Below are 23,567 nucleotides of genomic sequence, written 5' to 3'. Positions count from 1 at the left end.
CTACTTCAGTGAATTATTTGAATTGATTACATTTAACAAAAATTCTGCAAATACTTTTTGTTCTTCTACACTCATATCTTTATATGCACCACCGTTAATAAAATCAGTATATTGCTGTTGTAATATTGCTACTCCTTCATTATATGACCCATTTCCTATATTAGTTACAAATTCTTCTGCTCTATTCGTTTTTCCATTTGTTAATTGATTAAAATATTGATTCATAGCTTCTAAAGAATTAGTAGACTCTGAAATTCTATTAAATATGTTGACACTATCTAAATCTGCACGATAATTATCATTTCCTAAACTTGGCTTAGCTCCAGGTACTCCAGCTATATCTCCAATATAGCCAGAATTATTGTTTAATCCACCTACTCCATTAAATAAACCAATTGATTCACCTAAAGAATCTTCTAAAATAGCGTTATTCATATACGAAGCTATGATAGCAGCCATGTGTGAAAAATCAACTTTATTGTTAAATTGGTTGAATAAATCTATATATTTTTGTTGTTCATTTACACTAAGTTTATTCCAATCAACGTTTTGATTTGCTACAAAACTATTATAATACTCTTTTGGATTTTTATAAATTCCTGAACATAAATTGTATTGATTCCAAATCATATTTTCTAAAGCATTTAATTCTTCCTTTGTTAATCCTAACTTGCCTAAAGAAGTCCTCCAGTCAGAGTTTAGTCCCCCAGTATAACTCCACATTCCCCAATCTTTAAGGTTTCCTGTATATACCGGTGATGCAAGCAACTGCCAAAATAATTTATTTGCTTTATCCGTTCCATACTCTTTTTTTAATTTTTGATAAATATCCATTAATAATTGGCTTTCTTCATTACTAAATCCAAATTGAGTCTCTAAATTTCTTAGTAATTTTTGCTCACTAGTAATATTTTTTTCTTGATAACTTTTCCATCGCTCATTAATAGTATTTTTCCACGATAAATCTTTTGGAATTGAAAACGTTCCTGTTGCCTCATTCCATGCAGTTTTTGTTTGAGCTAATCCAGTATTCATAGCACTTTGCAAGCTAGAGATTTCAGAAAACATTGAAGGTGAACTTGCATTAAATGCTAATAATTTACGTAATTGCTCTTCTAATTTTTGTTTGGAAGCACTATACATCCCAATTAACATCGAGTTAGCTATTAATTGAAATGTTTTTGTAATATCAGGAGTTTTTGATGAATTAATATCTTTACGGATATCTTCTGCTTGATTCAATAATCTATCTGCTCTTCTAATCTTTTCTTCCAATTCTGATTGTTTTAAATTCCCACTATCTACTTGAGAAATATATTCTTCTGGTAATTTCTTCACTGCACTTTCTACTGCTTCGGAAAGTAAGATACCTCCTTGTGCTAGTGGATATAGAACAGACTGGAAATATGCTTTTGCAGAATCATACGCTTTACCTGTTAAAAATGGACTTGCTACCACAAAATCTGTAATGGCTTTTTGTAATTCATTGTATCCTTCCACTTGTGATTTACACATGGTGGATACACTTGATGCTTGACTTTGAGAAGTAGAAACATACATATCAACACTCATTATTCGCTATCCTCCTCTGACAATACTTTTCTTTTTTCATACTCAACATCTTCTAACTTATTTAAAACTTTCTTTTTTTGTATACGTAATTCTTCCTCATCATTTTCCAAATAATCCATTACTTGTCTTGATTTTTGAGAAAATTCATCAAAGATTGATTTAAAAAAATTCCCTTGTTCATTCTTATCAAACTGATAGCAGACATCATCAAAAAAATGTCTTGCTTCGTAAAAATGTTGGTCATAGCTTTCTTTGACTCTCTTTACTTGATTTACTTCACTAGTTAGCTTTTCTTCTTTTAAATTTAATTGCTTTTCTTCTTTTTGAATATCTTCTAATTTTCTCATTTGACTAAACCACCTAAAGGTTTGAAAATGGTACTTGCCACGTTTTGGTCTAAAGCTTCAAAATCTTTAGCTACACTTTGTAGATTATTAGATGCTGCAAATACTGCCTGTGCTACCTTAGTAGCTGTTTCTTGAGCTGCAGTAATGGCTTCTTGTGCATTATCATTACCTACCACTGTTGTTTGAGTATCGTTATTTATGTTAGATTGTTGTATTAGTCTATCTGTTGCATTTTTTAGTGCAGTAGCCTTTTGGCTTGCTCCAGCTAAATCACTTTGTATTGCCATCAGTTACTCCTCCTTAAAAAACTAATTGTAATAAAATTTTATCACACATATCATTTTGATAATAGTTAAAATTTACTTTTAAACATATATTTAGTTCTAAAAACATAGTGTTCAAATCTATAATATTCCAGATTTTCTATTTTTTCTTACTTTTACTCAATAAAATACAAAAAAGTGATTGCAAAAATTCCTTCACAATCACTAATCTCGTATTAAATTTTTGGAAAATATCTATTGGTAAAACTAACCATTTTTCTTTTTGAAATTTTGAATTCTTCTTTTACTTTGTTAAAATCCCCATCATATTCTTTAGAATGGATAAATTTATAAGCTTTATAATACTTTTTCAAAAGAATTTGATTAAAGTATTTCTTTTTGAGTTTAAAAAAATACGTCTTGGTAATTCCTTCTTCTAACAAATACTGTTTAATGCTATATTTCTTATTTTCTGCCAATCTATCATAATAATTTTCAATTAAATAAAACTCACCAAAGTAATCCTTTTTCTTACTAACTTTTTTTGTACCATAAAGTCTTCTTCTCGATTTTTCACTCTTTGCTTTACTTTGTTTAGATAAAAATATTTTTAGTTGATAGACCCCAGCACTATCCTTTGTTTCAACTGCATAGATATTCAACTTTTCTTCAATCGACTCAATTTCTTGATATCCTTTGATTGATTTTTTGGCATTGGGCATTTCTTCCCATTTTTGATATTCTTCATATGCATCCATAAATGCATAATACTGTATTATATTCCAACCAACACTAGGGTAATAATATTCATTTCCCCCTTGAATTATACATTCAAATTCCACATCAGATAATTTTTTTATTGGTTCATTATCTTCATAGTTTTCTGCAATTAAATCAAAACTATCATCCTTTAAAAGTTCTTCAAGTGGTAATCTAACTAATAAAAAATAATATAAAAATAAGTAATAGTGTCTATAGTAAAACTTTGGCAAGAATTTTCTGCTAATCTTTGAGTTGCTTCTTTTCCTATACGTCTACTGGTTAGAATTATCAAATCATGATATATCCTAATGTATCTTTTCTTTAAAGATATATGTGGGTTCAAGTTAGTAATCATACCGATTAATTCATCTTCTGGAGCAGTTATAAAAAGATGTCTAATTTCTGAAAAAGACTTATCTATTTTTTCGGCATTATCAACGAACTTTTTACCATTTGATAGTTCTTCTTTCATGATTGCTTCCCTCTATATTCTATATGTTATCATGTAGAATCATCATTAATTATCCCTTTGACAATATAGTTTGATTTGCATTCATTCTTTTTTTATCATTAAATTAATTCTTTATCTACTACAATTATAGCTCAAGTTTTGTATGGTGTCTCAAAAGTTTTATCAGTTTTGAAACTTTTCATGTAGCATAGGTATTTTTATTTAACCTTATTTTCTTTTTTGGTATTTTCTACTTTAGTATTCTTTTCATTACTCTTAGCTATTTTCTCTTTTTCTACCTTATCAGATAAACTACTTAAACCTAATGATGCTTTATACAATTCTTTTATTACTTGTTCGTATTTCTTCACAATTTTTTTATCATCTTCAGAATAATCTTTTGGTTTGCCAAAACCAATTTTTTCCACATCATTGATAAATTCCATAGTACGTTTATTAATAAAGTCCAAACTATTTGCTGATGCAATATAGACCAATTGATTTTTACTATTTTTAACCACTTTAATGTTTTCTACTTTTCCATTTTTAATTCGAGTAGTTAAACCAACAACAATCCCATTTCTTCTTTTTCCATCCGTATCAATCAATTCTTTACCTAATTCTTTATCCTTCAATAATTCTATCCATAATTCTTCTGTTTTTAATCCGCTTTCATTTTCTGTTAATAATACTTGCATTTTATTTAATACTTTGGCTGTTGTAGACATTAATATCATTCCTTTCGGCTATTATTGTATTTTTTACATCTACAGCATACCTTCAGACATTAAATAACTCAAGTATTTTGTTATCTTATTTTAAATTAGCATCTACAAAACAGTATTTCAATCGAAACTTGACTTATTTTTCTAAATATAATAACATAGTCCATTTTTTTAAATCGGAATTTTTTTGTGCAAATTTCTTACACGAATTTCAGCATTTTTGATACAAAAATAGAATTTAAAATAGTCAGCACTTTTTTGTTATTTATCAGTATTAAAAAGCTTTAAAAGTAATTTCCACACCATAAAATCTCTGCAAAAATCATGCAAATAGAAATGCAAATTTTGAACAAAGTTCATACAAAAGTTGCTTTAATAAAATAAGAATGTTATCGTTATTAAATTTTTAAAAAGTTATATTATCAACGCTTTTCATAAAAATAACCACCGCTGGGTAGGCGGTGGCAAGGAGTTCTTTTTACTTGAGGAGTAAAAATGAAAAAGTGTTTTGTTTGGGTTTGTTATTGGGTATGAGTTAATAATAACCGCAAGGTTTGAAGAAATTATGCCTAAAACATTTAGGTTTTATTTAGAATGCTTAAGAAATAGTAAATTAGTTCCTAATTAAAAAAGCCAATAATAGCATCAAATGATTTACATTCGATAGTATTATTGGCTTATCTTTTTTACTTAGGCGTTACGTAAGCTAACGTATTCGCTGTATCTTTATCGATTACTCTAAATGAAACGATTCCTAAACCAGCGACATTCATTTCGGAGATTAAAATAGAACCATCTTCATAAACATGTTCGACAAATGCTACATGTCCATACGTTCCATCAGCACCCGCTACTGTCGGTTGGAAACTAACGGCTGTTCCTGCTTTAGGTTTACTAGAAACCTCATAGCCATTCGCTTTACCTGTTGTACCCCAGTCCATTCCGTTGCCCATCGTTGTTTCGACAGAACCATCTAATTGAACGATGCGATTGTAAACATATTGTGTACAGTTTCCTAGTGCATATGCTTCTGAACCAGAATACGTTTCACCAGCATAATCTTTGAAGTCACTATCTGGATGACTATCTGAGACAATGATGCCACTTGTTGATGTAGATGGCTTTTCTTTGTCATATTCAGTCAAATCATATTCTTCAATAAACGCATTCAATTTTTGGTCATAACTTGTATCTGTTGCGTAAACACCTGTTAAAGATTTTGTTGCTTCGCGGTAGCTCACAGCATTTGACTTCCAAGTACCTGAATAAATTGTTTTATTTGATTCTATACCTTTTTTCATTAATTTAGCATAATCTTCAAATGATTCTTTGTATCCAGGATATTTTTTGAAGGCAGCCTCAATCGTATACCAATTGCCTGATCCATCATCTTCTTGAGTAGAGAAGACAACTTTTTCACCTTTGTATTCCCCTTTGATCCCAAACAGATTATGATATGGCTGTTGACTTAGATCACTATTGCCAGAACCAGTTTCTAAAATAGCTTGAGCAATCATCACTGAAGCATATAAATCATTTTTTTGACCTACAGCACGGGCTTTTTCACCGATCCGACGAATAAATGTTTCAGTCGGTTCATTTTTTACAACCTTGATATTTTCATCTAATTGGGCTTCCGTAGGTGCATGATCAACGATTTGCTGTACAGGTTGCTCTTCCGGTGCTGTTTCGACAGGTGCAGTTGGTTGCGGAGCTACAGGTACTTCCTCCTCACTGCTTGCAGGAGGCTGAGCTTCTTCTGAGGACTCTGTACTAGTAGTACTTGATTCAGTTGTGCCAGTCTCTGTCTCAGAAGTAGATGATTCTGTCGTTGTTGTCTCTTCAGTTGAAGAACTACTTTCGTTCGTCTCCATTGTTCCTTCTTCGATGGTACTAGACTCTGACTGGGTTAATTCATCAGCATGACCGATCACTGGTATTAAATTAACACTGAGCAGTACACATACCATCTGTAGTGATAATAATTTTCTTTTCATTCAAATTAGTTCCTCTCACATGTATTAAAGATTCTTTTTTTGATTATTGGAATCTATCACTCTTTTTTTGGCTGATCCCTATTTTTGTTAGGTAGTTAGGTGACTCTGTGGTAATTCTTAAAGCGCTAATTATTGCTTTTAGCAATGTCAGTTTTAAAGCTTCATGTGTGAGAATAACTAGAATCCCTTACTGCTATTAGGGTTATTAGGATGTTCTTCCATCTCTCCACCTACCTTTGTAACGCTAAAAATCTAGATTAACCTTCTATAAGTTGACTTTATTTTACCATAAGTATGAGGGGAAATCTCCTACTTAACTCAAAAGATTAGAAAGTTTCGAAAAAAATTCATGATTCAAGTAAAGAAAGTTCAATATTCAGTAATTATTAATTTTTTTTATTTTCGGTACATCTTAAACTCAAGGAACAAGTCATTATAAATGCCCAAATATTTCCCACCTAAGTCTTCATAAACTTCCAAATGCTTAATCACTTCATCACTGGGATAAAACTGTTCATCGCTTGAAATTTCTTTAGGTAATAACGTTTTCGCTGCTTTATTAGGTGTAGAATAACCAATATACTCTGCATTTTGAGCAGCATTCTCAGGTCGTAGCATAAAATTGATAAATTCGTAGGACCCTTTAATATTTTTTGCTGTTTTAGGAATCACGATATTATCAAACCACAAGTTAGAGCCTTCTGATGGAATCACATAATGTAAATGCTCATTGCCCTCCAGCATTTCAGCGGCTTCACCCGAAAAGGTTACAGCAGCTGCACTTTCCTCGTTGATCATATACATTTTGATTTCATCTGCAACAATTGCTTTCACATTCGTTGTTAGTTTGTTTAATTTATCCGTTGCTTTACGCAACTCTTGATTATTTTTGCTGTTCAAAGAATACCCTAAACTATTTAAGGATAATCCTAATACTTCACGAGCACCATCAATCAACATCACATTATCTTTCAATTCTGGTTTCCACAAGTCGTCCCAATGCTTAATTTGATCTTCACCGATAAATTTGTCATTGTAGATAATGCCTAATGTTCCCCAAAAATAAGGAATCGAGTATTTATTTTGTGGATCGAAATCCAAATTTAAAAAACGTTCATCAATATTTTCTAAGCCTTTCAGCTTCTTATGATCGATCGGTAATAGCATTTTTTCTTTCATCATTTTTTGGATCATATATTCAGAGGGAATCGTGATATCATAGGCCGTACCACCTTGCTGGATTTTCGTAAACATGGCTTCATTCGAGTCAAACGTTTCATAATTGACCTTATATCCTGATTCTTGTTCAAATTTACGTAATAAATCTGGATCGATATAATCGCCCCAATTATAAATCGTCAACTTATCAGCTCCAGCCATACCACTGGCCTTTTCTAATTGACGAACTCCAAAAAATAAAATCAGAATGATGGCTAAAATACCGATAAACAAAGATTGTAGTTTTCTCATTTAAGGTTCGCCACCTCACTTTGTTCTCGCCGTATTTTTTTGACACGTTTAGACGTATTATCTTGACTGATAAAATAATAACCAATCACTAAGATCATAGAGAAAATGAAAACTAGTGCACTTAAGGCATTTATTTCTAAACTGATCCCTTGTCTTGCTCTAGAGTAGATTTCAACGGACAGTGTTGAAAAACCGTTTCCTGTAACAAAAAAGGTCACGGCAAAATCATCTAGCGAGTAGGTAAATGCCATAAAATAACCAGCGATAATGCCTGGTGATAAAAACGGCAAAATAATATTTTTGATTACTTGTAGGTTATTGGCACCAAGATCACGAGCAGCATCTACCATCGAATCATTCATCTCTTGTAATTTCGGTAATACCATCAATACAACAATCGGAATACTAAATGCAATATGAGACAATAGCACACTTGTAAAGCCTAAACTAATAAATCCAACAGCTGTGAAAAAGATCAAGAAACTGGCACCAATAATAACATCTGGTGACACCAATAAAATATTATTGAAACTCATTAGTGTTGTTCTTGTTTTTCTTCGTCTTGTATAATAGATTCCCATCGCACCAAATGTTCCAATGATCGTTGCTAACAACGCAGATAAAAAGGCTAACAAGAACGTATTCAACACAATAATCAACAAACGAGTGTCTTCAAAGACCGCTGTATAATTTGCAAGTGTGAAACCTGTAAAGGTATTCATTGTGTCTGTATCATTAAATGAATAGAAAATCAGGTAGAAGATTGGCGCATACAGTAAAGCAAAAACGATGATCAAATACAAGTATGACCATTTAAATTTTTTCTTTGTCATTTCACCCGCCCCTTTTTCTTCTTCTCACCGGTCAGTAACATCACAATAAACATTGCCACGATCAAAATCACACCAATCGTTGAACCCATCCCCCAATTTTGTGTCACCATAAAATGCTCTTCTATGGCAGTTCCAAGTGTGATCACACGATTTCCACCAATCAAACGGGTCAACATGAATAAAGAAAGTGAGGGTATAAAAACTGCTTGAACCCCACTTTTCACTCCATTTAATGAAAGAGGAAAGATTACTCGTTGGAATGTCTCAATACTATTGGCACCCAGATCACGACTAGCACTGATCAACGAAGGATTTAACTCTTCTAACGCATTAAAAATCGGTAAAATCATAAATGGTATCTCAATATAGGTTGCAACAAATAGAAAACTAAAATCTGTAAATAAAATTTGGTGAGAACCGATACCAAGAAAACTTAAAAACTGATTCACATTACCGTGAATACTAAAAATTCCAATAAATGCGTAAGCTTTCAGTAAAAGATTGACCCACGTCGGTAAAATCACCAACATCAACCACAATTGTTTATGCTTTAATTTCGTTAAAAAGTACGCTGTTGGATAACTGATCAAAAATGTAAACAATGTTATCAAAAAGGCATACCAAACTGAATTAAGTGTCATAGTCAAATAAGTTCCTGAAGTAAAATACGTTTGATAATTTTCTAACGTAAACTGCCCATTCATATCAAAGAATGACTGATAAATAATCATCAAAACGGGCGCAATCACAAACAATAACAGCCACATCATATAAGGAATCGAATAAATCCGACGCATTGTTTTCATTATTATTCCTCCTATTCTTCGTAGCTTTCTAAACGAGCATCAAAATCTTCCTCCGACTCATTAAAACGCATCACGTGAATGTCCTCTGGTTCGAAAAAGAGACCCACTTTCGCGCCTTCAGTGGCTTTTCTAGTTGAATGAACCATCCATTCATTATGGTCTTCATCGTAACAGATGATTTCATAGTGAACCCCACGGAACAATTGTGTATCCACAGTAACGACTAATTTCCCTTTATCCGCAGTGGTGATCGTTAAATCTTCTGGACGTAGCATTATTTCAACAGGCTCAGCTTGACGCATACCACCATCCACACATTCAAAACGTTTGCCGACAAACTCAACTAAATTATCTTCGATCATTGTGCCGTTAACAATGTTACTTTCTCCTACAAAATCAGCCACAAAATGATTGATTGGTTCATCATAAATATCCACAGGGGTGCCACTTTGTACGATATGGCCTTTGTTCATAACAAAAATTTCATCACTCATTGCCAAGGCTTCTTCTTGATCATGCGTAACAAAAATGAAAGTAATCCCTAAACGTTGCTGTAGTTCACGCAATTCATATTGCATATCGGTCCGTAATTTTAAATCCAACGCAGAAAGTGGTTCGTCTAATAACAACACTTTTGGTTCATTGACGATTGCACGAGCAATTGCCACCCGCTGACGTTGACCACCAGACATTTCACTGATTTCACGTACTTCATAACCAGGCAATTGCACCATGCGTAGTGCATCTTTGACTTTCTTTTCAATTTCTTTTTTCGGTATTTTTTTGATTTTTAACCCGAACGCGACATTATCAAACACATTCATGTGAGGAAATAAGGCATAATCTTGAAATACGGTATTAACCTGACGTTTATTCGCTGGAATATCATTGATTCTTTGCCCATCAAAATAAATATCCCCTTCGGTGGCATCGGCAAAACCTGCTAAAATACGCAAAATCGTTGTTTTCCCACAGCCTGAAGGACCTAATAGCGTATAAAATTTCCCTTGTTCAATTTCAAAACTGACATTTTTTAACACTTTTTCATCATCATACTGTTTAACGACATTTTCAAATGTAATAATATTTTTTTTCACCCGCTGATGCCTCCTCTATTAAAATTGAACTATTTTTTTAACACAGTCACAACGTTCCGCTTCGCTATAACTTGTACTTTTTAACATCTGCTCATTTCACTTCGCCTTACGTATACTTATAAATAAGATTCTGTCGCTACAATCAATACTCGACTTTTTCCTTTTGAATGATTGATCAATTGATGAGGTTCTGCTGCTTGATAATACATTGCTTCCCCTTTTTTGGCTGAGTAGGTTGTTTCACCTAGTATCAATGATACAGAACCATCGATTACATAAATGAACGTTTCAGATAAAGAAGGCTCAAATGTTTTATACTGACCACCCTTGTCAAAAGTTAAAACAATGGGTTCCATTTCTTTTTCATTGGATTCAGGAATCAGCCATTTTAATTCATAACCATTTTCTTCATCATAGTAAAGCGTACTATCTTGATCTTTATAAACAATTTTCTGCTCTAAAGTTCGTTCACTAAAAAATTGTTCGGGGCTAATACCCAGAACTTCTAAAATATTAAAAAAAGTTTCCATGGATGGCGAGCTTAAATCACGCTCCAGTTGAGAAATATATCCTTTCGTCAGATCTGTTCGTTCGCCTAACTCTTCTTGCGTTAAATTTTTCTGTACACGTAAATTCCGCAACTTCTCACCAATTTCCATCAGACCACCTCATTTCTTTTAAAAAAACATATAAAAGTTTGCTAATACTAAACTAGAAGTTTAATTTTACTTTTTCTAGTATACGAATTTTTCAAAAAATAGCAACAAATTTCTACAATAATTTTGTATTTTTTTAATTCAATCTCATACTAGTATACTAGCATCGATCGAGTTATTTTGACAAAATAAAAAAAGGGGTGGGACATGACTCTATTCGTCACACCCCAGCCCTAAGCAATCTGGATAAATAGAGGAAGCAGGAGCAACTTCCTCTTATTTCTCAGAGTTAACCACTTCTACCCCAACCTCTTCCTTGTCTTCTATCGTTTAGCTACCCCTTTTTCTATCAAGTTTTAACGGAATCAAGTAATTTACCAACAAGGCAATCCCCATTCCAATAAAACTATCTACTACTCTAGCAAATGCATAACCATAAGAGCGATCAGCAGGAATCATAAAAACGATCGTCAACAAAGTTGCACATGCCCCAACGGTTCCTTCTTGGTAACCTAAAGTAGCTAACGAAGCGATCATCAGAGTGATGATTACAGGAATAAAAATCAACTGCACAAGCTCTGTTCTACCTAACAAATTAAATACACCAATCACAACAACCGACATCAGTGCGCCCATTACATTGCCAATAATACGATGCTTACCATATTTCAGCGTATTCTCCATATCTTCTCTTAACGTAAAAACAGTGGTAATTGCCGCAACGACATATGTTTCTCGTTTTAACAAGATACTCACTAAAATACAAAAAAAGACACTCAACCCTGTTTTAAATGTTCGCATACCAATTTTTAATTTCACCAAACTATATTCCTTTCAAACGTTATAAAACTATACTATAAGATATTTTCAGCTTATGACAACTAAGCTTGACTCCCTTATTTTAACTTATTTTGCGGTTATTAAGAAGGGGTCTTCAAGAAGAATTTGCTAAAGATAAAAAGAGAATATGTTATGATAGTAACAATCATACTAAATTGTTTAAAAGACATGCTATCTCTAAACTAAAGTTAGCCTAATTTTTTAAATACAAGGAGGATATTTATGGACCAATTTTCTGGATTTCGTGTTAATGAAATAGATGGTCAAGTTACGACAACGATAGAAAAATTAGCACTCAATGACTTATCTAAAGGGGATGTGCTCATCAAAACAGCCTACTCCTCAGTCAACTATAAAGATTCATTAGCGATCAAAGAAAATGGCGGTGTTATTCGTGATTACCCGATGATTCCTGGAATCGATTTGAGCGGAACTGTTTTATCTTCCAAAGATGATCGCTTTGAAGCAGGTCAACCTGTTTTAGTCACTGGTTACGGTCTAGGTGTAACCCATACAGGAGGATTTGCCGAAGTCGCTCGTGTTCCCGGTGATTGGATTGTTCCTTTGCCTAATGAATTAAGCTTAAAAGAAGCTATGATTTTTGGTACGGCTGGCTTTACCGCTGCTTTGTCTGTACAAGCACTTGAAAATCATGGATTAGCGCAAAATAAAGAGGCAGAGATTTTAATTACAGGAGCCTCAGGTGGTGTAGCAAGTTTAGCAATCGCGATGCTAAAAAAAAGAGGCTATCACAATATCACTGCGTTAAGTCGGAAAAAATCAGCAATCGATACGTTAAAAAAAATCGGTGCAACTAGAGTGCTTTTAATGAATGAATTTATGCCTGACAAAATAAAACCGTTAGCAAAACAAACGATCGACTTTGCAATCGATACAGTTGGTGGTGAAATTTTGGCAGCAATATTACCTCAACTTCGATATGGTGGCTGCATCGCAATGTGCGGCAATGCAGCTGGGATCAAATTAACTACAACTGTTTTACCGTTTATCTTAAGAGGGGCGAATCTACTTGGAATTGATTCAGTTAATATGCCCATGAAACAACGTCTAGCTATTTGGCAACGTTTAGCTACCGATTTAAATGTTTGTCATCATGAACTGGTCAATGAGATCGCTCTACAAGCCCTACCTCAAACCTTAGAACAATTACAAGCTGGCACTCACGTTGGCCGTACGATTGTTAAAATAAGCTAAAGGAGCAACCCATAAATGAATATTTTAATCACAGCAGGTGGAACTTCTGAAAAAATTGATACTGTCCGTTCCATCACGAATCACTCAACAGGACGTTTAGGAAAAGAAATCGGTGAACTGTTCTTAGCACAAGGTCATCGTGTTACTTACATTACTACACCTCAAGCTGTCCAACCTACGAAAGAATCAAACTTAACTATTATTGAAATCGACTCTACAAAAGAACTAGAAACGACTTTACTTGAACAGTTTGACCACCAGAAATTTGATGGGATCATTCACAGTATGGCGGTTAGTGACTTTACGACTGAAACAACCCTTTCGGAAGATCTTTTCATTGAAAAACTTGCAGCTAAATTAATGGCAGATGGGCACTTACCTGATGCAACAGATTTAAGAGAAACACTGTATCGCAGTTTAGATGAAATCGGTAAAACGATTCAACAAGAAAAAAAAATTCCTTCTGGAACTGATCGCCTCTTGCTTTTTTTGAAGAAAAACCCTAAAATAATTGCAATGCTGCGAAAGCAACAACCACAGGCGGTTCTTGTTGGTTTCAAATTATTAGTTGGTGTTTCTACCGAAGAATTGATTCGCGTGGGACAATCGATCTTAATTAAAAACAACTGCGATTTGGTTTTAGCCAATGACCTTGAAGAGATTCAGGGCAGCCAACATAAAGGAATTTTGATCGACGCCTTGGAGCAAACAGAAACTGCTCAGACAAAAAAAGAAATTGCCCAATTAATTGTGAAAAAGGTTGAAGAAAAATGGAGGAACCAATGATGAAAACAATCTTATTAGGTATTTCCGGTAGCATTTCTGCCTATAAAGCAGCTGACATCACTAGCCAATTAACTAAATTAGGTTACAATGTCAATGTAATCATGACCACCAATAGCACAAAATTTATCACGCCATTGACATTGCAGTCTTTGTCAAAAAATCCAGTTCATACAGACGTTATGAAAGAAATCGCACCTGAAAAAATCAATCATATCGAATTGGCAAAAAAAGCTGATCTTTTTTTAGTTGCTCCAGCGTCAGCTAATAGTTTAGCTAAACTAGCTAACGGTATTGCAGATGATATGCTTTCTACTGTCGCTTTAGCTTTAAAAGAGGACGTACCTAAATTTATTGCACCAGCAATGAATACTTATATGTATCAAAATCCGATCACACAGCGAAACATAGCAACTCTAAAAAAAGTTGGGTATCAGGAAATCGATCCCCGAGAAGCATTATTAGCTTGTGGTGATTTTGGTCGCGGCGCTCTTGCAACAGTTGAAGAGATCGTTGCTACAATCAATGACGTATTAACGAAATAATTTTGAGGAGTCATTTATGAAAAACACAAAAACATTCACATTAACCGCTATGTTTTTAGCGATCTTGATTTTATTGTCTGCGGTTCCTTTTTTAGGCTTTATTCCAATTGGACCGATCAATGCAACCACGATGCACATTCCAGTAATCATCGCTTCAATTGTTTTAGGCCCAAGAATCGGTGCTTTTTTAGGAGGCGTTTTTGGTATCATCAGTATAATCCGAAGTACCATCATTTTGTCGCCTCTGTCTTTTGTTTTTTCACCGTTTATCCCTGTTATTGGAACGGACCAAGGTAGTTTTAAAGCGATCATCGTTGCCATGGTGCCAAGAATTTTGATTGGAATTGTTCCTTATTTTGTCTTTATGGGATTAAAGAAGCTCACGAAAAACAAACCAACTTCTCAAACGTTTAGTTTGTTTATAGCAGGTTTTCTAGGCTCCGCAACAAACACGATTCTCGTAATGAATTTGATTTATTTTCTCTTTAAAGATTCCTATGCACAAAGTATCGGTGCTAGCGGTACAGCAATTTATACAGCTATATTAACAGTTATTTTTACTAGCGGTGTTGTGGAAGCAATCGTTGCGGCTGTTGCAACAGTTGGAGTGACCTCTGTGTTATTACGATTAGTAAAAAATAATGCGACACAAAAACTATAAAAAGATTGGAGCCGTTTTAACTGCTCCAATCTTTTTTATTTCTTCTGTTTTTTTAATTTATACGCATACTCACTTGCTTTGAACAGCAAGCCATTAACAGGTAAATCAAATTCGCCGATAAATTCATTAACTGTTGGATTGAAATTAGACTTAAATTTAATCAAACCATCACTCAAACTGCCTTCTAACCCACCCATATTACAAGATGTACAGCCTCTTTCAAAACATTCATTGATTGCATCAAACCATGTAAGATATGCAGGCATATAGCGTTTATAACGATCGTCCATTCCAGCATAAAGAATTTCACTCGTTGAGCCAAACGTGATTGCTAACGCTCCAGCAACAATAGCCACATCACCTGAATGTGCGATATTTTCTTCGAGTTCAGTCATTTCACGTGTTAAAGAAAAATCAAGTTCTTCTAAGTTATGACGTTTTTTTACTTGATTTTCTTTCAAATTCGCCAGATCTTCTTTGTTTTTTTCAAAACGGATTTTGGTTTCTTCATAACGTTCTTTCAAGTTTACTTGCGCTAACATTATAAAAGAATTTTCAGGATAAATTTTCAATAGCTTTTTAAAATAATCACTATTTCTAAGCGAGATATTTTGACGCTCTGTCGTTAATTCAATAACTTTAGCAAAATCATCCACTAACTCAGTGTGCCCCATCTTAACAGTGACCCCTTTTTTCTGAGCTTGTTTCATCATTTTCTTTGTGCTTTTTGACAATTGTTCTTCACTGAAATCTTCTTTATAGATATTGGCTTGAAAACGTGGTTGGATCGTCGCATCCATTGCCATCGTCAATCCTTGATGTTTCGCACCACTTGCGATCATATTCTCGATGATCGATTGGGCCCTTGGATCGATGGTTTGCTCTTCGCCTAAATGAAAATCTTTATAGTGAACAGTTGGGTCCATTTTTACAAACAATGCACGTTTTTTCTTACCGAATTTCTTTAGTTCTTTAAAAAAGAATGCAACAAGTTCTGCATTTGTGTAATCCATGATTGGACCACGTGGTGTATAGAGCATTGAAAATTTCATTGGTAATGATCGAATCAAAACCAAACTAGAGGCCACTAAAGTCCCATTTTCGTACACCCCAACGATTTCAGATCCCCAGTTATCTTTCACTTTAGCCCATGCAGACGATTGTAATAAATTGCATAAGGGATGATGTTCCACAAATTTATCGTGTTCTTTGGCATCAATGCCAATTTTAAATTCAAACATTATAGAAAACTCCTCTACATTTTTGCTTCTGTATTACCATATCATAATTTATTCTACAGGAACAGTAAAGTTTTTCATGAAATTGGTTAAAAAACTTTAAGAGACAGAATCAAAACGATAGTTGTCTTGAATCAGTCTCTTAAAAATAAATACTTATAACACTTCTTTATTGATTAAAGTCGTTTTTCAAAGTGAACGGATTTATTGATCCAGTACATAATCGGTGCAGCTACCGCCATAGTCGCAAATTCACTTAGTGCTAGTGTTGCGTAGTTCCCCCAAAAGGCTGCTCCGCCAGCTGGTGCCAGCATAAATGCAATAATGCACATGGTTGCAGTGAAAAACAAGGTATTCAGTGCTAAACGTGCGATAACATTAGGAACTCTTTTTTGTAATAAGGCAGTTAGCCCTAGCGAAATAAAGGATTGTAGGCCGCCATACAGGGCATCCATAGCACCAAAGCCAAAGAAAAAATTATAGACAACGACTCCACCTAAAACGCCCCACATCAATTTCCGATTGAAAACAACTAAGTGATTCAAACTTTCAGAAATTCTAAATTGGATTGGTCCTGACGAAACGGGTGCTACTAAAATCGTTAAGCCAAGATATAACGCCATTACAATACCATTCATGGTAATTGATTTTACCTTACTGTTTGTTGAAACAGTATGTTGCATAGTCTCCCCTTCTTTCTCCGAGTTTTTTTACAAGGGATGGTTGATGAACCTTGTCGAGGAAGATTTTCCCTCAAAAAATGATACGTAGGCATTATATCTCATAATTGATCGTTTCACAATGATAAGTCCGCTTTTTTTTAATCTTTCAACAAGCTATTTCTTATTTTGATTTTGTTTTTTCAAGCATCCACCATTCTTAATTTTTCACATGTCTGTTATAATAAGACTTTGTACAAGGAGGAAAGAAATGAAGAAACATTATTATCTCGTCATCAATGAAAATGCTGGTGGCGGTACTGGAGGCAAAGTTGCCGAAAAGATTATCAAACAAATGCATACTGCCCACATTGAATATACAACTTTCTATACAGATCACGCTGGACACGAAAGAGAAATCGTTCAAACTTTAGCACAGAATACACTGATTCCTTGGAGCAATGATTTGGAAATTAGTACTTTTCCACTTCTAGTAGTTCTAGGTGGAGATGGTACTTTGCATAGCGTCACCAATGCTTTATTGTCCTTTGATTCCAAAATTCCTATCGGCTATATTCCATGTGGTTCAGGAAATGATTTTGCCCGTGGTGCGGGGATTGCTAAACAAGCTGAAAAAGCTTTTTTCCAATTACTAAAGGCTGAGACACCGCAAGAAATCCAACTTATTACCTATGCTGAATCGATACAAGATGAAGATGGACTTGCTGTTAATAATATCGGTATTGGCTTGGACGCAGCAATTGTCAATGCAGCCAATACATCTGCGTCAAAAAGTGCTTTAAACAAATTCAATATGGGGTCTTTATCTTATATTTTTTCTATTTTAAAGGTATTATTCACTCAAAAAGGCTTCCCGATTCTTGTTGAGGTCAACGGTAAAAATGTTGAATTTGATCGCGCTTTTCTATGTACAGTAACAAAACACCCTTATTTTGGCGGTGGCGTGCCAATTGCGCCAATGGCTGATCCACGCAAACCTGTTCTGGATTTTGTCTTGGTCGAACGTATCAACATGTTTAAAATTTTCTGGCTGATTTTATTATTACTTCGAAAAAAACAGATGCATTCAAAATACTTTCATCACTTTCAATCCAGCAAATTTCGAATCGTTTCAACGTTTCCTGAATATGTTCATGCCGATGGTGAAATTTTAGGGGAGAGAAGTACTGATATTTCTTTTGGAACTGAAACGAGATTATTTTGGTTCTAGGTACATTAAACTGAGGCTGGGACATCCTGATGTGACCCCCAAAAGTTGTACGTGAAAAATACAATTTTTGGAGGTTATTTTTTATGAGTTATTATGAGGTAGAATTCAAATTAAAGCTAGTGAAAGAGTACCTAGAAGGCCCTCTGGGAGGACGAGCCTTGGCTAAAAAATACGGACTCCCATCAAATGCCTTAATTTACAATTGGAAACACTCCTATCAATTATTTGGGAAAGAAGGGCTCAAAAGACACCGTTCACTGACAAAATATACTAGTGAATTTAAGCGAGATGTATTACACTTTATAGAAACGACAGGTGCTTCTTTCGGTGAAGCAGCAAGACAATTCAAGCTGCCTAATGGGTCGATGATTTCTCGTTGGCAAAAGAAATACATCGCTGGTGGTCAAACGGCTCTGTCTAATCAAAAAGGGAGACCCAAAAAAAGGATGAATAAACCAACAAAAAAACAGCAAGAAACAAGCAAACTATCTCGTGAAAAGGAATTAGAGCGTGAGAATGAATGTTTGCGAATCGAGGTCGAGTATTTAAAAAAGCTACGGACTTTCCAACAAACTATTATGGCGAAGCGAAAAGACGAGTTCAAACCAGAATAGCCATAGAACTTATTGGAAAGTATCGTCAAGATCACGTATTACAAGCGATTAAGCTACCGCGTTCTACCTTCAATTACTGGAAAAAACAGATAATGAGCGAAGAAAAAATGACTCACCTAGAGAAATTGATTCAAACAATTTTTGAAGAGAATGATCGCAATTATGGCTATCGTCGAATCAAACTGGCTTTAGTGAATATGGGCTATCAAATCAATCATAAGAAAATCCGACGAATTATGAAGAAATATAACTTAGTATGTATAAGCTTTACTCGTCGTTCAAGAAGGTATCGATCTTACAAAGGTTTAGTGGGAACCTTGGCAAAGAACAAGGTGAATCGTCGCTTTTTTAGCACGATGCCAAAACAAAAAATCTTTACAGATATTTCAGAATTCCACTATACTGAACGAAATTCCGAAGGAATTAAACTAAAAAGAAAAGCCTATCTCAGTCCTTTTCTTGATGGTTTTAATGGAGAAATCATTGCCTATCAATTTCAGCAAAAACCAACGTTGGATTGTGTATTGATTCCTTTAAAAACAGCCATTAAAGAAAGTAAAAAGACCAACTTTCGAACAACAATCCATTCCGATCAAGGGTGGCATTACCAAAATCAACAGTATGTTAGACAATTGAAGCAAGCAAAGTTATACCAGAGTATGTCACGAAAAGGAAATTGTTTGGACAATGCATTGATGGAAAATTTCTTTGGTCTAATGAAACAAGAAATGTATTATGGTCGTAGTTTTTCTAGCTTTGAGGAATTAAACCGAGCAGTTACAAATTATATTGATTATTACAATCATCATCGGATAAAAGCAAAATTGACTGGTATGAGTCCGGTTCAATACCGAATTCATACCAGTCGAATGACAAGTTAATCTACGTACAACTTTTAGGGCGCACATCATCCCAGCCTCTATTACGTATTATTCTCATTTTTAATTTAACGATTCAAATGCTTGATTCAAATCTTCAATCAAATCCTCACTGGCTTCAATTCCTGTCGAGATCCTCAATAAATCAGGTGTTAATCCGTACGACTCTCTTAGCTCTTTTGGAATATCAGCATGCGTTTGCGTTGTTGGATACGTAATTAAGCTTTCAACTCCACCCAAACTTTCTGCAAAAGTAAAAATCGACAAGTTTCGTAAAAAGTCTTTGATCTTTTCGTGATCCTTTAGTTTAAAACTCAGCATTCCACCACGACCTGGATACATCACTTCCTTGACATATGAGCTGGTTTTTAAATACGCCACTACAGACTGCGCATTTTTTTCATGTCTTTCCATCCGTAACGCTAGAGTTTTCATTCCTCTGATCAATAACCAACAATCAAATGGAGACAAAACTGCACCAGTAGTGTTTAGACTAAATGCCAATCGCTCTCCGACTTCTTGTGACCGAGCTATTACAGCACCTGCTAGTAAATCGTTATGACCACCTAAGTACTTTGTAGCACTATGCAAAACGATATCTGCACCTAAATCTAATGGGCGCTGGATCAATGGCGTATAAAATGTATTATCAACAATTAGTTGCGCTTGATGTCGCTTTGTGAAAACAGCCACTTCTTCAATAGACACTTCACTCATCAAAGGATTGGTCGGGGTTTCAATAAAAACTGCTGCCGTTTGGTCCGAAATTTCTCGTTCAAAACCAGCTTCGTCATCAACATAAATAAATTGATAGATTCCTTGCGTTTCTAACTCTTTAAAATAACGGTAACTACCGCCATATAAATCTCTAGATGCGATAATTTGACTCCCAACAGGAAATTGGCTAAGGACTAATTGGACGGCACTCATTCCTGAGCTAGTTGCTAAACCAATCGCACCATTTTCTAACACCGCCAATGCAGATTCTACAACTTCTCTTGTTGGATTTTTAGTTCTCGTGTAATCATAGCCCGTCGACTCACCTAGTGTCGGATGTTCATACGTTGTTGAAAAATAAATCGGCGTATTGATCGATCCGGTCACTGGGTTTTGATGATTCCCAATTTGTGCCAAAAATGTATCAGTTTGGACTTTGCCCGATTGTGATTCTTTTTCCATTAATTCCCCTCATTTCTACCAAAATAATCTACCTTCATTTCTAGTAAACCATGTTGCTGTGTTGTTTTTCATTATATACATCGTCATCCTCTTAAAGCAAGAAAAAACTGAGATAGCCGTTTTGGCTCATCCCAGTTTGTCCACTATCAAATAAAATCATAGGGTGTAGTTTGATTCATTCCAATCATCGGATCGATCGTTTGAGCGCTGACTAAACTTGGTGTCAACAGTCTATCTAACTCTGCTTCAACTTGTTCGGCACTTTCTTCAACAGGTTCGCTAAACAACGAAATTTCTTCTGATTCGAGTTTCACTGAAATAGGCTCTGCTACTACTTCAGTCACAGCTATTTTATTTTCCTTCGCTGCTTCATACAAAATGGGTTCTTTTTCTACAGTATCCGAGAAGGGAGCTTCTTTATTCAATCCTTCTTCATACTCTTCCAACTGCATCCTTGTCGTCAAGGACATCTCGTCCGCACTAGTGATTCGTTCTTTCAACATCGTTAAACGGCTAGCAGTTTCATGTGCAACGCACGTATTGAACGCTTGAACTTCGCCTAACAAAATCAAAATTTCTTTGCTTCTAGTGACAGCTGTGTAGAGTAAATTACGCTCAGACATACGATGGTATTGATGAACCATAGGCAAAATGACCATCTTGAACTCGCTACCTTGCGCTTTATGGATCGAGCAACAATACGAAAGCGTAATTTTGTTCCATTCATTTCGTTTGTAACTCACTTCATTATTATCAAATTGGATCACTAATTCATCGACTTTGTCTTCTGAATCTTTAGCTAAAATAATACCCACGATTTCGCCCATGTCACCATTAAAAACATTCAGTTCTGGTGTATTGACTAAATGAAGCACTTTATCCCCAATACGATAGACTGATTCATTCCACTTCACTTCTTTTTTCGTTCCATCATTAGGATTGAAAATTTCTTGCATCATTCTATTCAATGCATCGATACCAGCTGCGCCTCGATACATGGGAGCTAGCAACTGGATGTCTTGTGGCGAGAACCCTTTTGCTTTGGCTTTAGTCACAATTTGACGGACATAAGACTCGATACGAGAAACATCACTAGGAAAAAATGAACGATCTTTTTGATTCACAGTAAAATCTTGCGGCAGTCTACCTTGTTTGATTTCATGCGCTAAAGGAATAATACTTGAGCCATCGCCTTGGCGGTATATTTCAGTCAATTCCATTTGTGGTATTTCATTGATTTGCAATAAATCATGCAATACTTGACCTGGTCCAACGGAAGGAAGTTGATCTTTATCTCCAACAAAAATAACTTGCATATTAGTTGGAATCGCCTTAAATAAGGTATTCGCCAACCATGTATCAACCATAGACATTTCATCAACGATCAATAAGCCACCTTCTAGTTCTTTTGCTGTCATACTAGGATTTTTTTCCCTACCAGTTAATCCTAATAAACGATGTATCGTACTTGCTGGGAGCCCAGTTGTTTCATTCATTCGTTTAGCTGCACGACCTGTTGGTGCTGCTAATAAGATTGGAAACATTTCCTGCGTGTAGTCCTTACTATCCAAAGAAAGTCCATTCAACTCTGCAAACAGCGAAACAATCCCATTGATAACGGTTGTTTTCCCTGTTCCTGGACCACCAGTCAAGATGAAAAGTGGGGCTTTGATTGCTTCCTCAATAGCCGCTTGTTGAGAGTCGCCATAAAGAATTTCTAATCGTTTTTCGATCCCACGAATATTTTTTTCAATCTCTTTCTTATCGTACTTGATTTCTTTTTTTCGTGAAAGTAGACGTTGAATCGATGTTCCGATTCCCCACTCAGAAAAATATAAACTATTTTCAAAAAGTTTAGTGCCTTCTTGCTGGATTTTTCCTTCTTCGACTAAATGAATAATTTGTTCCGCCACTTGATCAATGGAAATCTCAACTGGACGGCTTGCCTCCAAAGTATTGATCGTTTCTCTAAGCAGCATTTCTGCTTCTACGTACGTATTTCCGGAACGAACAGAATGTTGAAAAATTTCATGAGTGATTGCAGCTCGCACACGTTTATCTGAATCTGCTCCGATCCCTAATTGTTCCGCTATAGTATCTGCTCGCTTAAAGCCAATCCCTTCAATATCCTCTACTAACTGGTACGGATTTTCATGAATAATATCCAAAGTCTCTTCTTTATAGGTTTGATAAATCGTAAATGAAAGCTGACTACCAAATCCATAACGATTTAAGCCCACAATTACTTGCTCCATACCATGATTTAAGCGAATGGTTTCAATGATTGTCTGGCGTTTTTTTTCATTTAATTGAGGCACTTCTTCGAGAACATCTGGGGTTTCGATAATGCGATCAATAGCATCATCACCTAAAATTTCGACGATTTTTTCAGCAGTTCGTTTTCCAATTCCAGGAAATTTTTCGCTTGATAGATAGTTTACAACACCACTAGCAGAAGTTGGTCGCTCTTGCTGATAACTATCGACTTGGAACTGCTTGCCATAACGAGGGTGATCAACGAAATGTCCAAAAAAGCGATAGATTTCTTCTTCCTGAATTTGGCCGAAACTACCTGTCGTAACGATTTCCTTTTCTAAATAGTCTGTATTTGTGTCAGTGATTTTCACTAATAAAACTTTATAAAAATTACTGGGATTTTGAAAAAAGATCGCTTGAACCTGCCCAACTACGTATTCTTTTTCCCCTTCTCCAAACAACGTATCCATGGATTTCACCTCGCTTTAT

Annotated in this window: 24 protein-coding genes; 7 read left to right on the top strand and 17 right to left on the bottom strand. The window is 35.0% G+C overall.

What is annotated here, in order from left to right; all coding sequences use genetic code 11:
* From AC1PU0_RS05355 to AC1PU0_RS05295, 13 genes are all read right to left on the bottom strand, one after another.
* A complete protein-coding gene (locus AC1PU0_RS05355; RefSeq protein ID WP_479998766.1) occupies positions 1–1,572 on the bottom strand; it encodes a T7SS effector LXG polymorphic toxin in 1,572 nt (523 codons plus the stop codon).
* The gene (locus AC1PU0_RS05350) at positions 1,572–1,919 is read right to left on the bottom strand and encodes a DUF3958 family protein (RefSeq protein WP_206849085.1); all 348 of its coding nucleotides are present in this window, start codon (positions 1,917–1,919) and stop codon (positions 1,572–1,574) included. Before AC1PU0_RS05350 ends, AC1PU0_RS05355 begins: the two co-directional genes overlap by 1 nt.
* Positions 1,916–2,206: a TIGR04197 family type VII secretion effector gene (locus AC1PU0_RS05345; protein WP_206849086.1), complete on the bottom strand. Its 291-nt coding sequence runs from the start codon at positions 2,204–2,206 to the stop codon at positions 1,916–1,918. The genes AC1PU0_RS05350 and AC1PU0_RS05345 overlap by 4 nt, the downstream gene beginning before the upstream one ends.
* A gap of 212 nt (positions 2,207–2,418) precedes the next feature.
* Positions 2,419–3,174 (bottom strand): hypothetical protein, encoded by a 756-nt coding sequence (locus AC1PU0_RS05340; protein WP_206849088.1) that lies wholly within the window; start codon positions 3,172–3,174, stop codon positions 2,419–2,421.
* Positions 3,120–3,416, bottom strand: coding sequence for a hypothetical protein (locus AC1PU0_RS05335; protein ID WP_206849089.1), 297 nt, complete (start codon positions 3,414–3,416; stop codon positions 3,120–3,122). Before AC1PU0_RS05335 ends, AC1PU0_RS05340 begins: the two co-directional genes overlap by 55 nt.
* Positions 3,417–3,613: 197 nt before the next feature.
* Positions 3,614–4,123 (bottom strand): hypothetical protein, encoded by a 510-nt coding sequence (locus AC1PU0_RS05330; RefSeq protein WP_206849091.1) that lies wholly within the window; start codon positions 4,121–4,123, stop codon positions 3,614–3,616.
* 683 nt (positions 4,124–4,806) lie between these two features.
* Positions 4,807–6,117: a glucosaminidase domain-containing protein gene (locus AC1PU0_RS05325; protein WP_206849092.1), complete on the bottom strand. Its 1,311-nt coding sequence runs from the start codon at positions 6,115–6,117 to the stop codon at positions 4,807–4,809.
* Between the two features lie 396 nt (positions 6,118–6,513).
* A complete protein-coding gene (locus tag AC1PU0_RS05320; RefSeq protein ID WP_206849093.1) occupies positions 6,514–7,587 on the bottom strand; it encodes an ABC transporter substrate-binding protein in 1,074 nt (357 codons plus the stop codon).
* Positions 7,584–8,420 carry an ABC transporter permease gene (locus AC1PU0_RS05315; protein ID WP_206837013.1) on the bottom strand — a complete coding sequence of 279 codons (837 nt, stop codon included), beginning with the start codon at positions 8,418–8,420 and terminating at the stop codon, positions 7,584–7,586. Before AC1PU0_RS05315 ends, AC1PU0_RS05320 begins: the two co-directional genes overlap by 4 nt.
* The gene (locus tag AC1PU0_RS05310) at positions 8,417–9,226 is read right to left on the bottom strand and encodes an ABC transporter permease (RefSeq protein ID WP_069654307.1); all 810 of its coding nucleotides are present in this window, start codon (positions 9,224–9,226) and stop codon (positions 8,417–8,419) included. Before AC1PU0_RS05310 ends, AC1PU0_RS05315 begins: the two co-directional genes overlap by 4 nt.
* Positions 9,227–9,237: 11 nt before the next feature.
* Positions 9,238–10,323, bottom strand: coding sequence for an ABC transporter ATP-binding protein (locus tag AC1PU0_RS05305; RefSeq protein WP_069654306.1), 1,086 nt, complete (start codon positions 10,321–10,323; stop codon positions 9,238–9,240).
* 116 nt (positions 10,324–10,439) lie between these two features.
* Positions 10,440–10,982 carry a helix-turn-helix domain-containing protein gene (locus AC1PU0_RS05300; RefSeq protein ID WP_069654305.1) on the bottom strand — a complete coding sequence of 181 codons (543 nt, stop codon included), beginning with the start codon at positions 10,980–10,982 and terminating at the stop codon, positions 10,440–10,442.
* Positions 10,983–11,309: 327 nt separating this feature from the next.
* Positions 11,310–11,798, bottom strand: a complete 489-nt coding sequence (locus AC1PU0_RS05295) for an aromatic acid exporter family protein (RefSeq protein ID WP_206849094.1) — start codon at positions 11,796–11,798, stop codon at positions 11,310–11,312.
* A gap of 243 nt (positions 11,799–12,041) precedes the next feature.
* Between AC1PU0_RS05295 and AC1PU0_RS05290 the strand changes: the two genes are divergently transcribed.
* From AC1PU0_RS05290 to AC1PU0_RS05275, 4 genes are read left to right on the top strand one after another with little or no spacing between them, the layout of a single operon-like run.
* A complete protein-coding gene (locus AC1PU0_RS05290; RefSeq protein WP_206849095.1) occupies positions 12,042–13,034 on the top strand; it encodes an oxidoreductase in 993 nt (330 codons plus the stop codon).
* 15 nt (positions 13,035–13,049) lie between these two features.
* Positions 13,050–13,820 (top strand): phosphopantothenate--cysteine ligase, encoded by a 771-nt coding sequence (gene coaB / locus AC1PU0_RS05285; RefSeq protein WP_206849096.1) that lies wholly within the window; start codon positions 13,050–13,052, stop codon positions 13,818–13,820.
* Positions 13,820–14,362, top strand: coding sequence for a phosphopantothenoylcysteine decarboxylase (coaC, locus tag AC1PU0_RS05280; RefSeq protein WP_206849097.1), 543 nt, complete (start codon positions 13,820–13,822; stop codon positions 14,360–14,362). The genes coaB and coaC overlap by 1 nt, the downstream gene beginning before the upstream one ends.
* A 16-nt stretch (positions 14,363–14,378) precedes the next feature.
* Positions 14,379–15,023: an ECF transporter S component gene (locus AC1PU0_RS05275; protein WP_206849098.1), complete on the top strand. Its 645-nt coding sequence runs from the start codon at positions 14,379–14,381 to the stop codon at positions 15,021–15,023.
* A gap of 35 nt (positions 15,024–15,058) precedes the next feature.
* Here AC1PU0_RS05275 and AC1PU0_RS05270 read toward each other — a convergent pair whose 3' ends face one another.
* The gene (locus AC1PU0_RS05270; RefSeq protein ID WP_111248008.1) at positions 15,059–16,264 is read right to left on the bottom strand and encodes an aminoacyltransferase; all 1,206 of its coding nucleotides are present in this window, start codon (positions 16,262–16,264) and stop codon (positions 15,059–15,061) included.
* Positions 16,265–16,437: 173 nt separating this feature from the next.
* Positions 16,438–16,944, bottom strand: coding sequence for a QueT transporter family protein (locus AC1PU0_RS05265; RefSeq protein WP_206849100.1), 507 nt, complete (start codon positions 16,942–16,944; stop codon positions 16,438–16,440).
* A 247-nt stretch (positions 16,945–17,191) separates the two neighbouring features.
* Between AC1PU0_RS05265 and AC1PU0_RS05260 the strand changes: the two genes are divergently transcribed.
* From AC1PU0_RS05260 to AC1PU0_RS05250, 3 genes are all read left to right on the top strand, one after another.
* On the top strand, positions 17,192–18,151 hold the full coding sequence (locus AC1PU0_RS05260; protein WP_206849102.1) for a diacylglycerol/lipid kinase family protein: 960 nt from the start codon (positions 17,192–17,194) through the stop codon (positions 18,149–18,151).
* Between the two features lie 83 nt (positions 18,152–18,234).
* Positions 18,235–18,765 carry a transposase gene (locus AC1PU0_RS05255; protein WP_479998306.1) on the top strand — a complete coding sequence of 177 codons (531 nt, stop codon included), beginning with the start codon at positions 18,235–18,237 and terminating at the stop codon, positions 18,763–18,765.
* Positions 18,672–19,646, top strand: coding sequence for an IS3 family transposase (locus AC1PU0_RS05250; RefSeq protein ID WP_206850731.1), 975 nt, complete (start codon positions 18,672–18,674; stop codon positions 19,644–19,646). Before AC1PU0_RS05255 ends, AC1PU0_RS05250 begins: the two co-directional genes overlap by 94 nt.
* 60 nt (positions 19,647–19,706) lie before the next feature.
* Here AC1PU0_RS05250 and AC1PU0_RS05245 read toward each other — a convergent pair whose 3' ends face one another.
* Together AC1PU0_RS05245 and recD2 are read right to left on the bottom strand one after the other, a co-directional pair.
* Positions 19,707–20,822 carry a PLP-dependent transferase gene (locus AC1PU0_RS05245; protein ID WP_206848365.1) on the bottom strand — a complete coding sequence of 372 codons (1,116 nt, stop codon included), beginning with the start codon at positions 20,820–20,822 and terminating at the stop codon, positions 19,707–19,709.
* Between the two features lie 146 nt (positions 20,823–20,968).
* Positions 20,969–23,548, bottom strand: a complete 2,580-nt coding sequence (recD2, locus tag AC1PU0_RS05240) for an SF1B family DNA helicase RecD2 (RefSeq protein WP_479998765.1) — start codon at positions 23,546–23,548, stop codon at positions 20,969–20,971.
* Between the last annotated feature and the right edge of the window lie 19 nt (positions 23,549–23,567).

The organism is Enterococcus sp. XAF26B05_ASV22 (genome assembly GCF_056727285.1).
Note: the sequence above shows the minus strand (reverse complement) of the source record. Positions and strands in the feature narration are given on the sequence as shown.

Bases quoted from the DNA above. Each gene is read 5' to 3' on its own strand.
- AC1PU0_RS05315 (WP_206837013.1), bottom strand. From the start codon at position 8,420: ATGACAAAGAAAAAATTTAAATGGTCATACTTGTATTTGATCATCGTT.
- AC1PU0_RS05355 (WP_479998766.1), bottom strand. From the start codon at position 1,572: ATGAGTGTTGATATGTATGTTTCTACTTCTCAAAGTCAAGCATCAAGT.
- AC1PU0_RS05260 (WP_206849102.1), top strand. From the start codon at position 17,192: ATGAAGAAACATTATTATCTCGTCATCAATGAAAATGCTGGTGGCGGT.
- coaC (WP_206849097.1), top strand. From the start codon at position 13,820: ATGAAAACAATCTTATTAGGTATTTCCGGTAGCATTTCTGCCTATAAA.
- AC1PU0_RS05310 (WP_069654307.1), bottom strand. From the start codon at position 9,226: ATGAAAACAATGCGTCGGATTTATTCGATTCCTTATATGATGTGGCTG.
- AC1PU0_RS05250 (WP_206850731.1), top strand. From the start codon at position 18,672: ATGTTTGCGAATCGAGGTCGAGTATTTAAAAAAGCTACGGACTTTCCA.
- AC1PU0_RS05345 (WP_206849086.1), bottom strand. From the start codon at position 2,206: ATGGCAATACAAAGTGATTTAGCTGGAGCAAGCCAAAAGGCTACTGCA.
- AC1PU0_RS05270 (WP_111248008.1), bottom strand. From the start codon at position 16,264: ATGTTTGAATTTAAAATTGGCATTGATGCCAAAGAACACGATAAATTT.
- AC1PU0_RS05245 (WP_206848365.1), bottom strand. From the start codon at position 20,822: ATGGAAAAAGAATCACAATCGGGCAAAGTCCAAACTGATACATTTTTG.
- AC1PU0_RS05320 (WP_206849093.1), bottom strand. From the start codon at position 7,587: ATGAGAAAACTACAATCTTTGTTTATCGGTATTTTAGCCATCATTCTG.
- AC1PU0_RS05255 (WP_479998306.1), top strand. From the start codon at position 18,235: ATGAGTTATTATGAGGTAGAATTCAAATTAAAGCTAGTGAAAGAGTAC.
- AC1PU0_RS05290 (WP_206849095.1), top strand. From the start codon at position 12,042: ATGGACCAATTTTCTGGATTTCGTGTTAATGAAATAGATGGTCAAGTT.
- AC1PU0_RS05300 (WP_069654305.1), bottom strand. From the start codon at position 10,982: ATGGAAATTGGTGAGAAGTTGCGGAATTTACGTGTACAGAAAAATTTA.
- AC1PU0_RS05265 (WP_206849100.1), bottom strand. From the start codon at position 16,944: ATGCAACATACTGTTTCAACAAACAGTAAGGTAAAATCAATTACCATG.
- recD2 (WP_479998765.1), bottom strand. From the start codon at position 23,548: ATGGATACGTTGTTTGGAGAAGGGGAAAAAGAATACGTAGTTGGGCAG.
- coaB (WP_206849096.1), top strand. From the start codon at position 13,050: ATGAATATTTTAATCACAGCAGGTGGAACTTCTGAAAAAATTGATACT.
- AC1PU0_RS05325 (WP_206849092.1), bottom strand. From the start codon at position 6,117: ATGAAAAGAAAATTATTATCACTACAGATGGTATGTGTACTGCTCAGT.
- AC1PU0_RS05275 (WP_206849098.1), top strand. From the start codon at position 14,379: ATGAAAAACACAAAAACATTCACATTAACCGCTATGTTTTTAGCGATC.
- AC1PU0_RS05350 (WP_206849085.1), bottom strand. From the start codon at position 1,919: ATGAGAAAATTAGAAGATATTCAAAAAGAAGAAAAGCAATTAAATTTA.
- AC1PU0_RS05330 (WP_206849091.1), bottom strand. From the start codon at position 4,123: ATGTCTACAACAGCCAAAGTATTAAATAAAATGCAAGTATTATTAACA.
- AC1PU0_RS05335 (WP_206849089.1), bottom strand. From the start codon at position 3,416: ATGAAAGAAGAACTATCAAATGGTAAAAAGTTCGTTGATAATGCCGAA.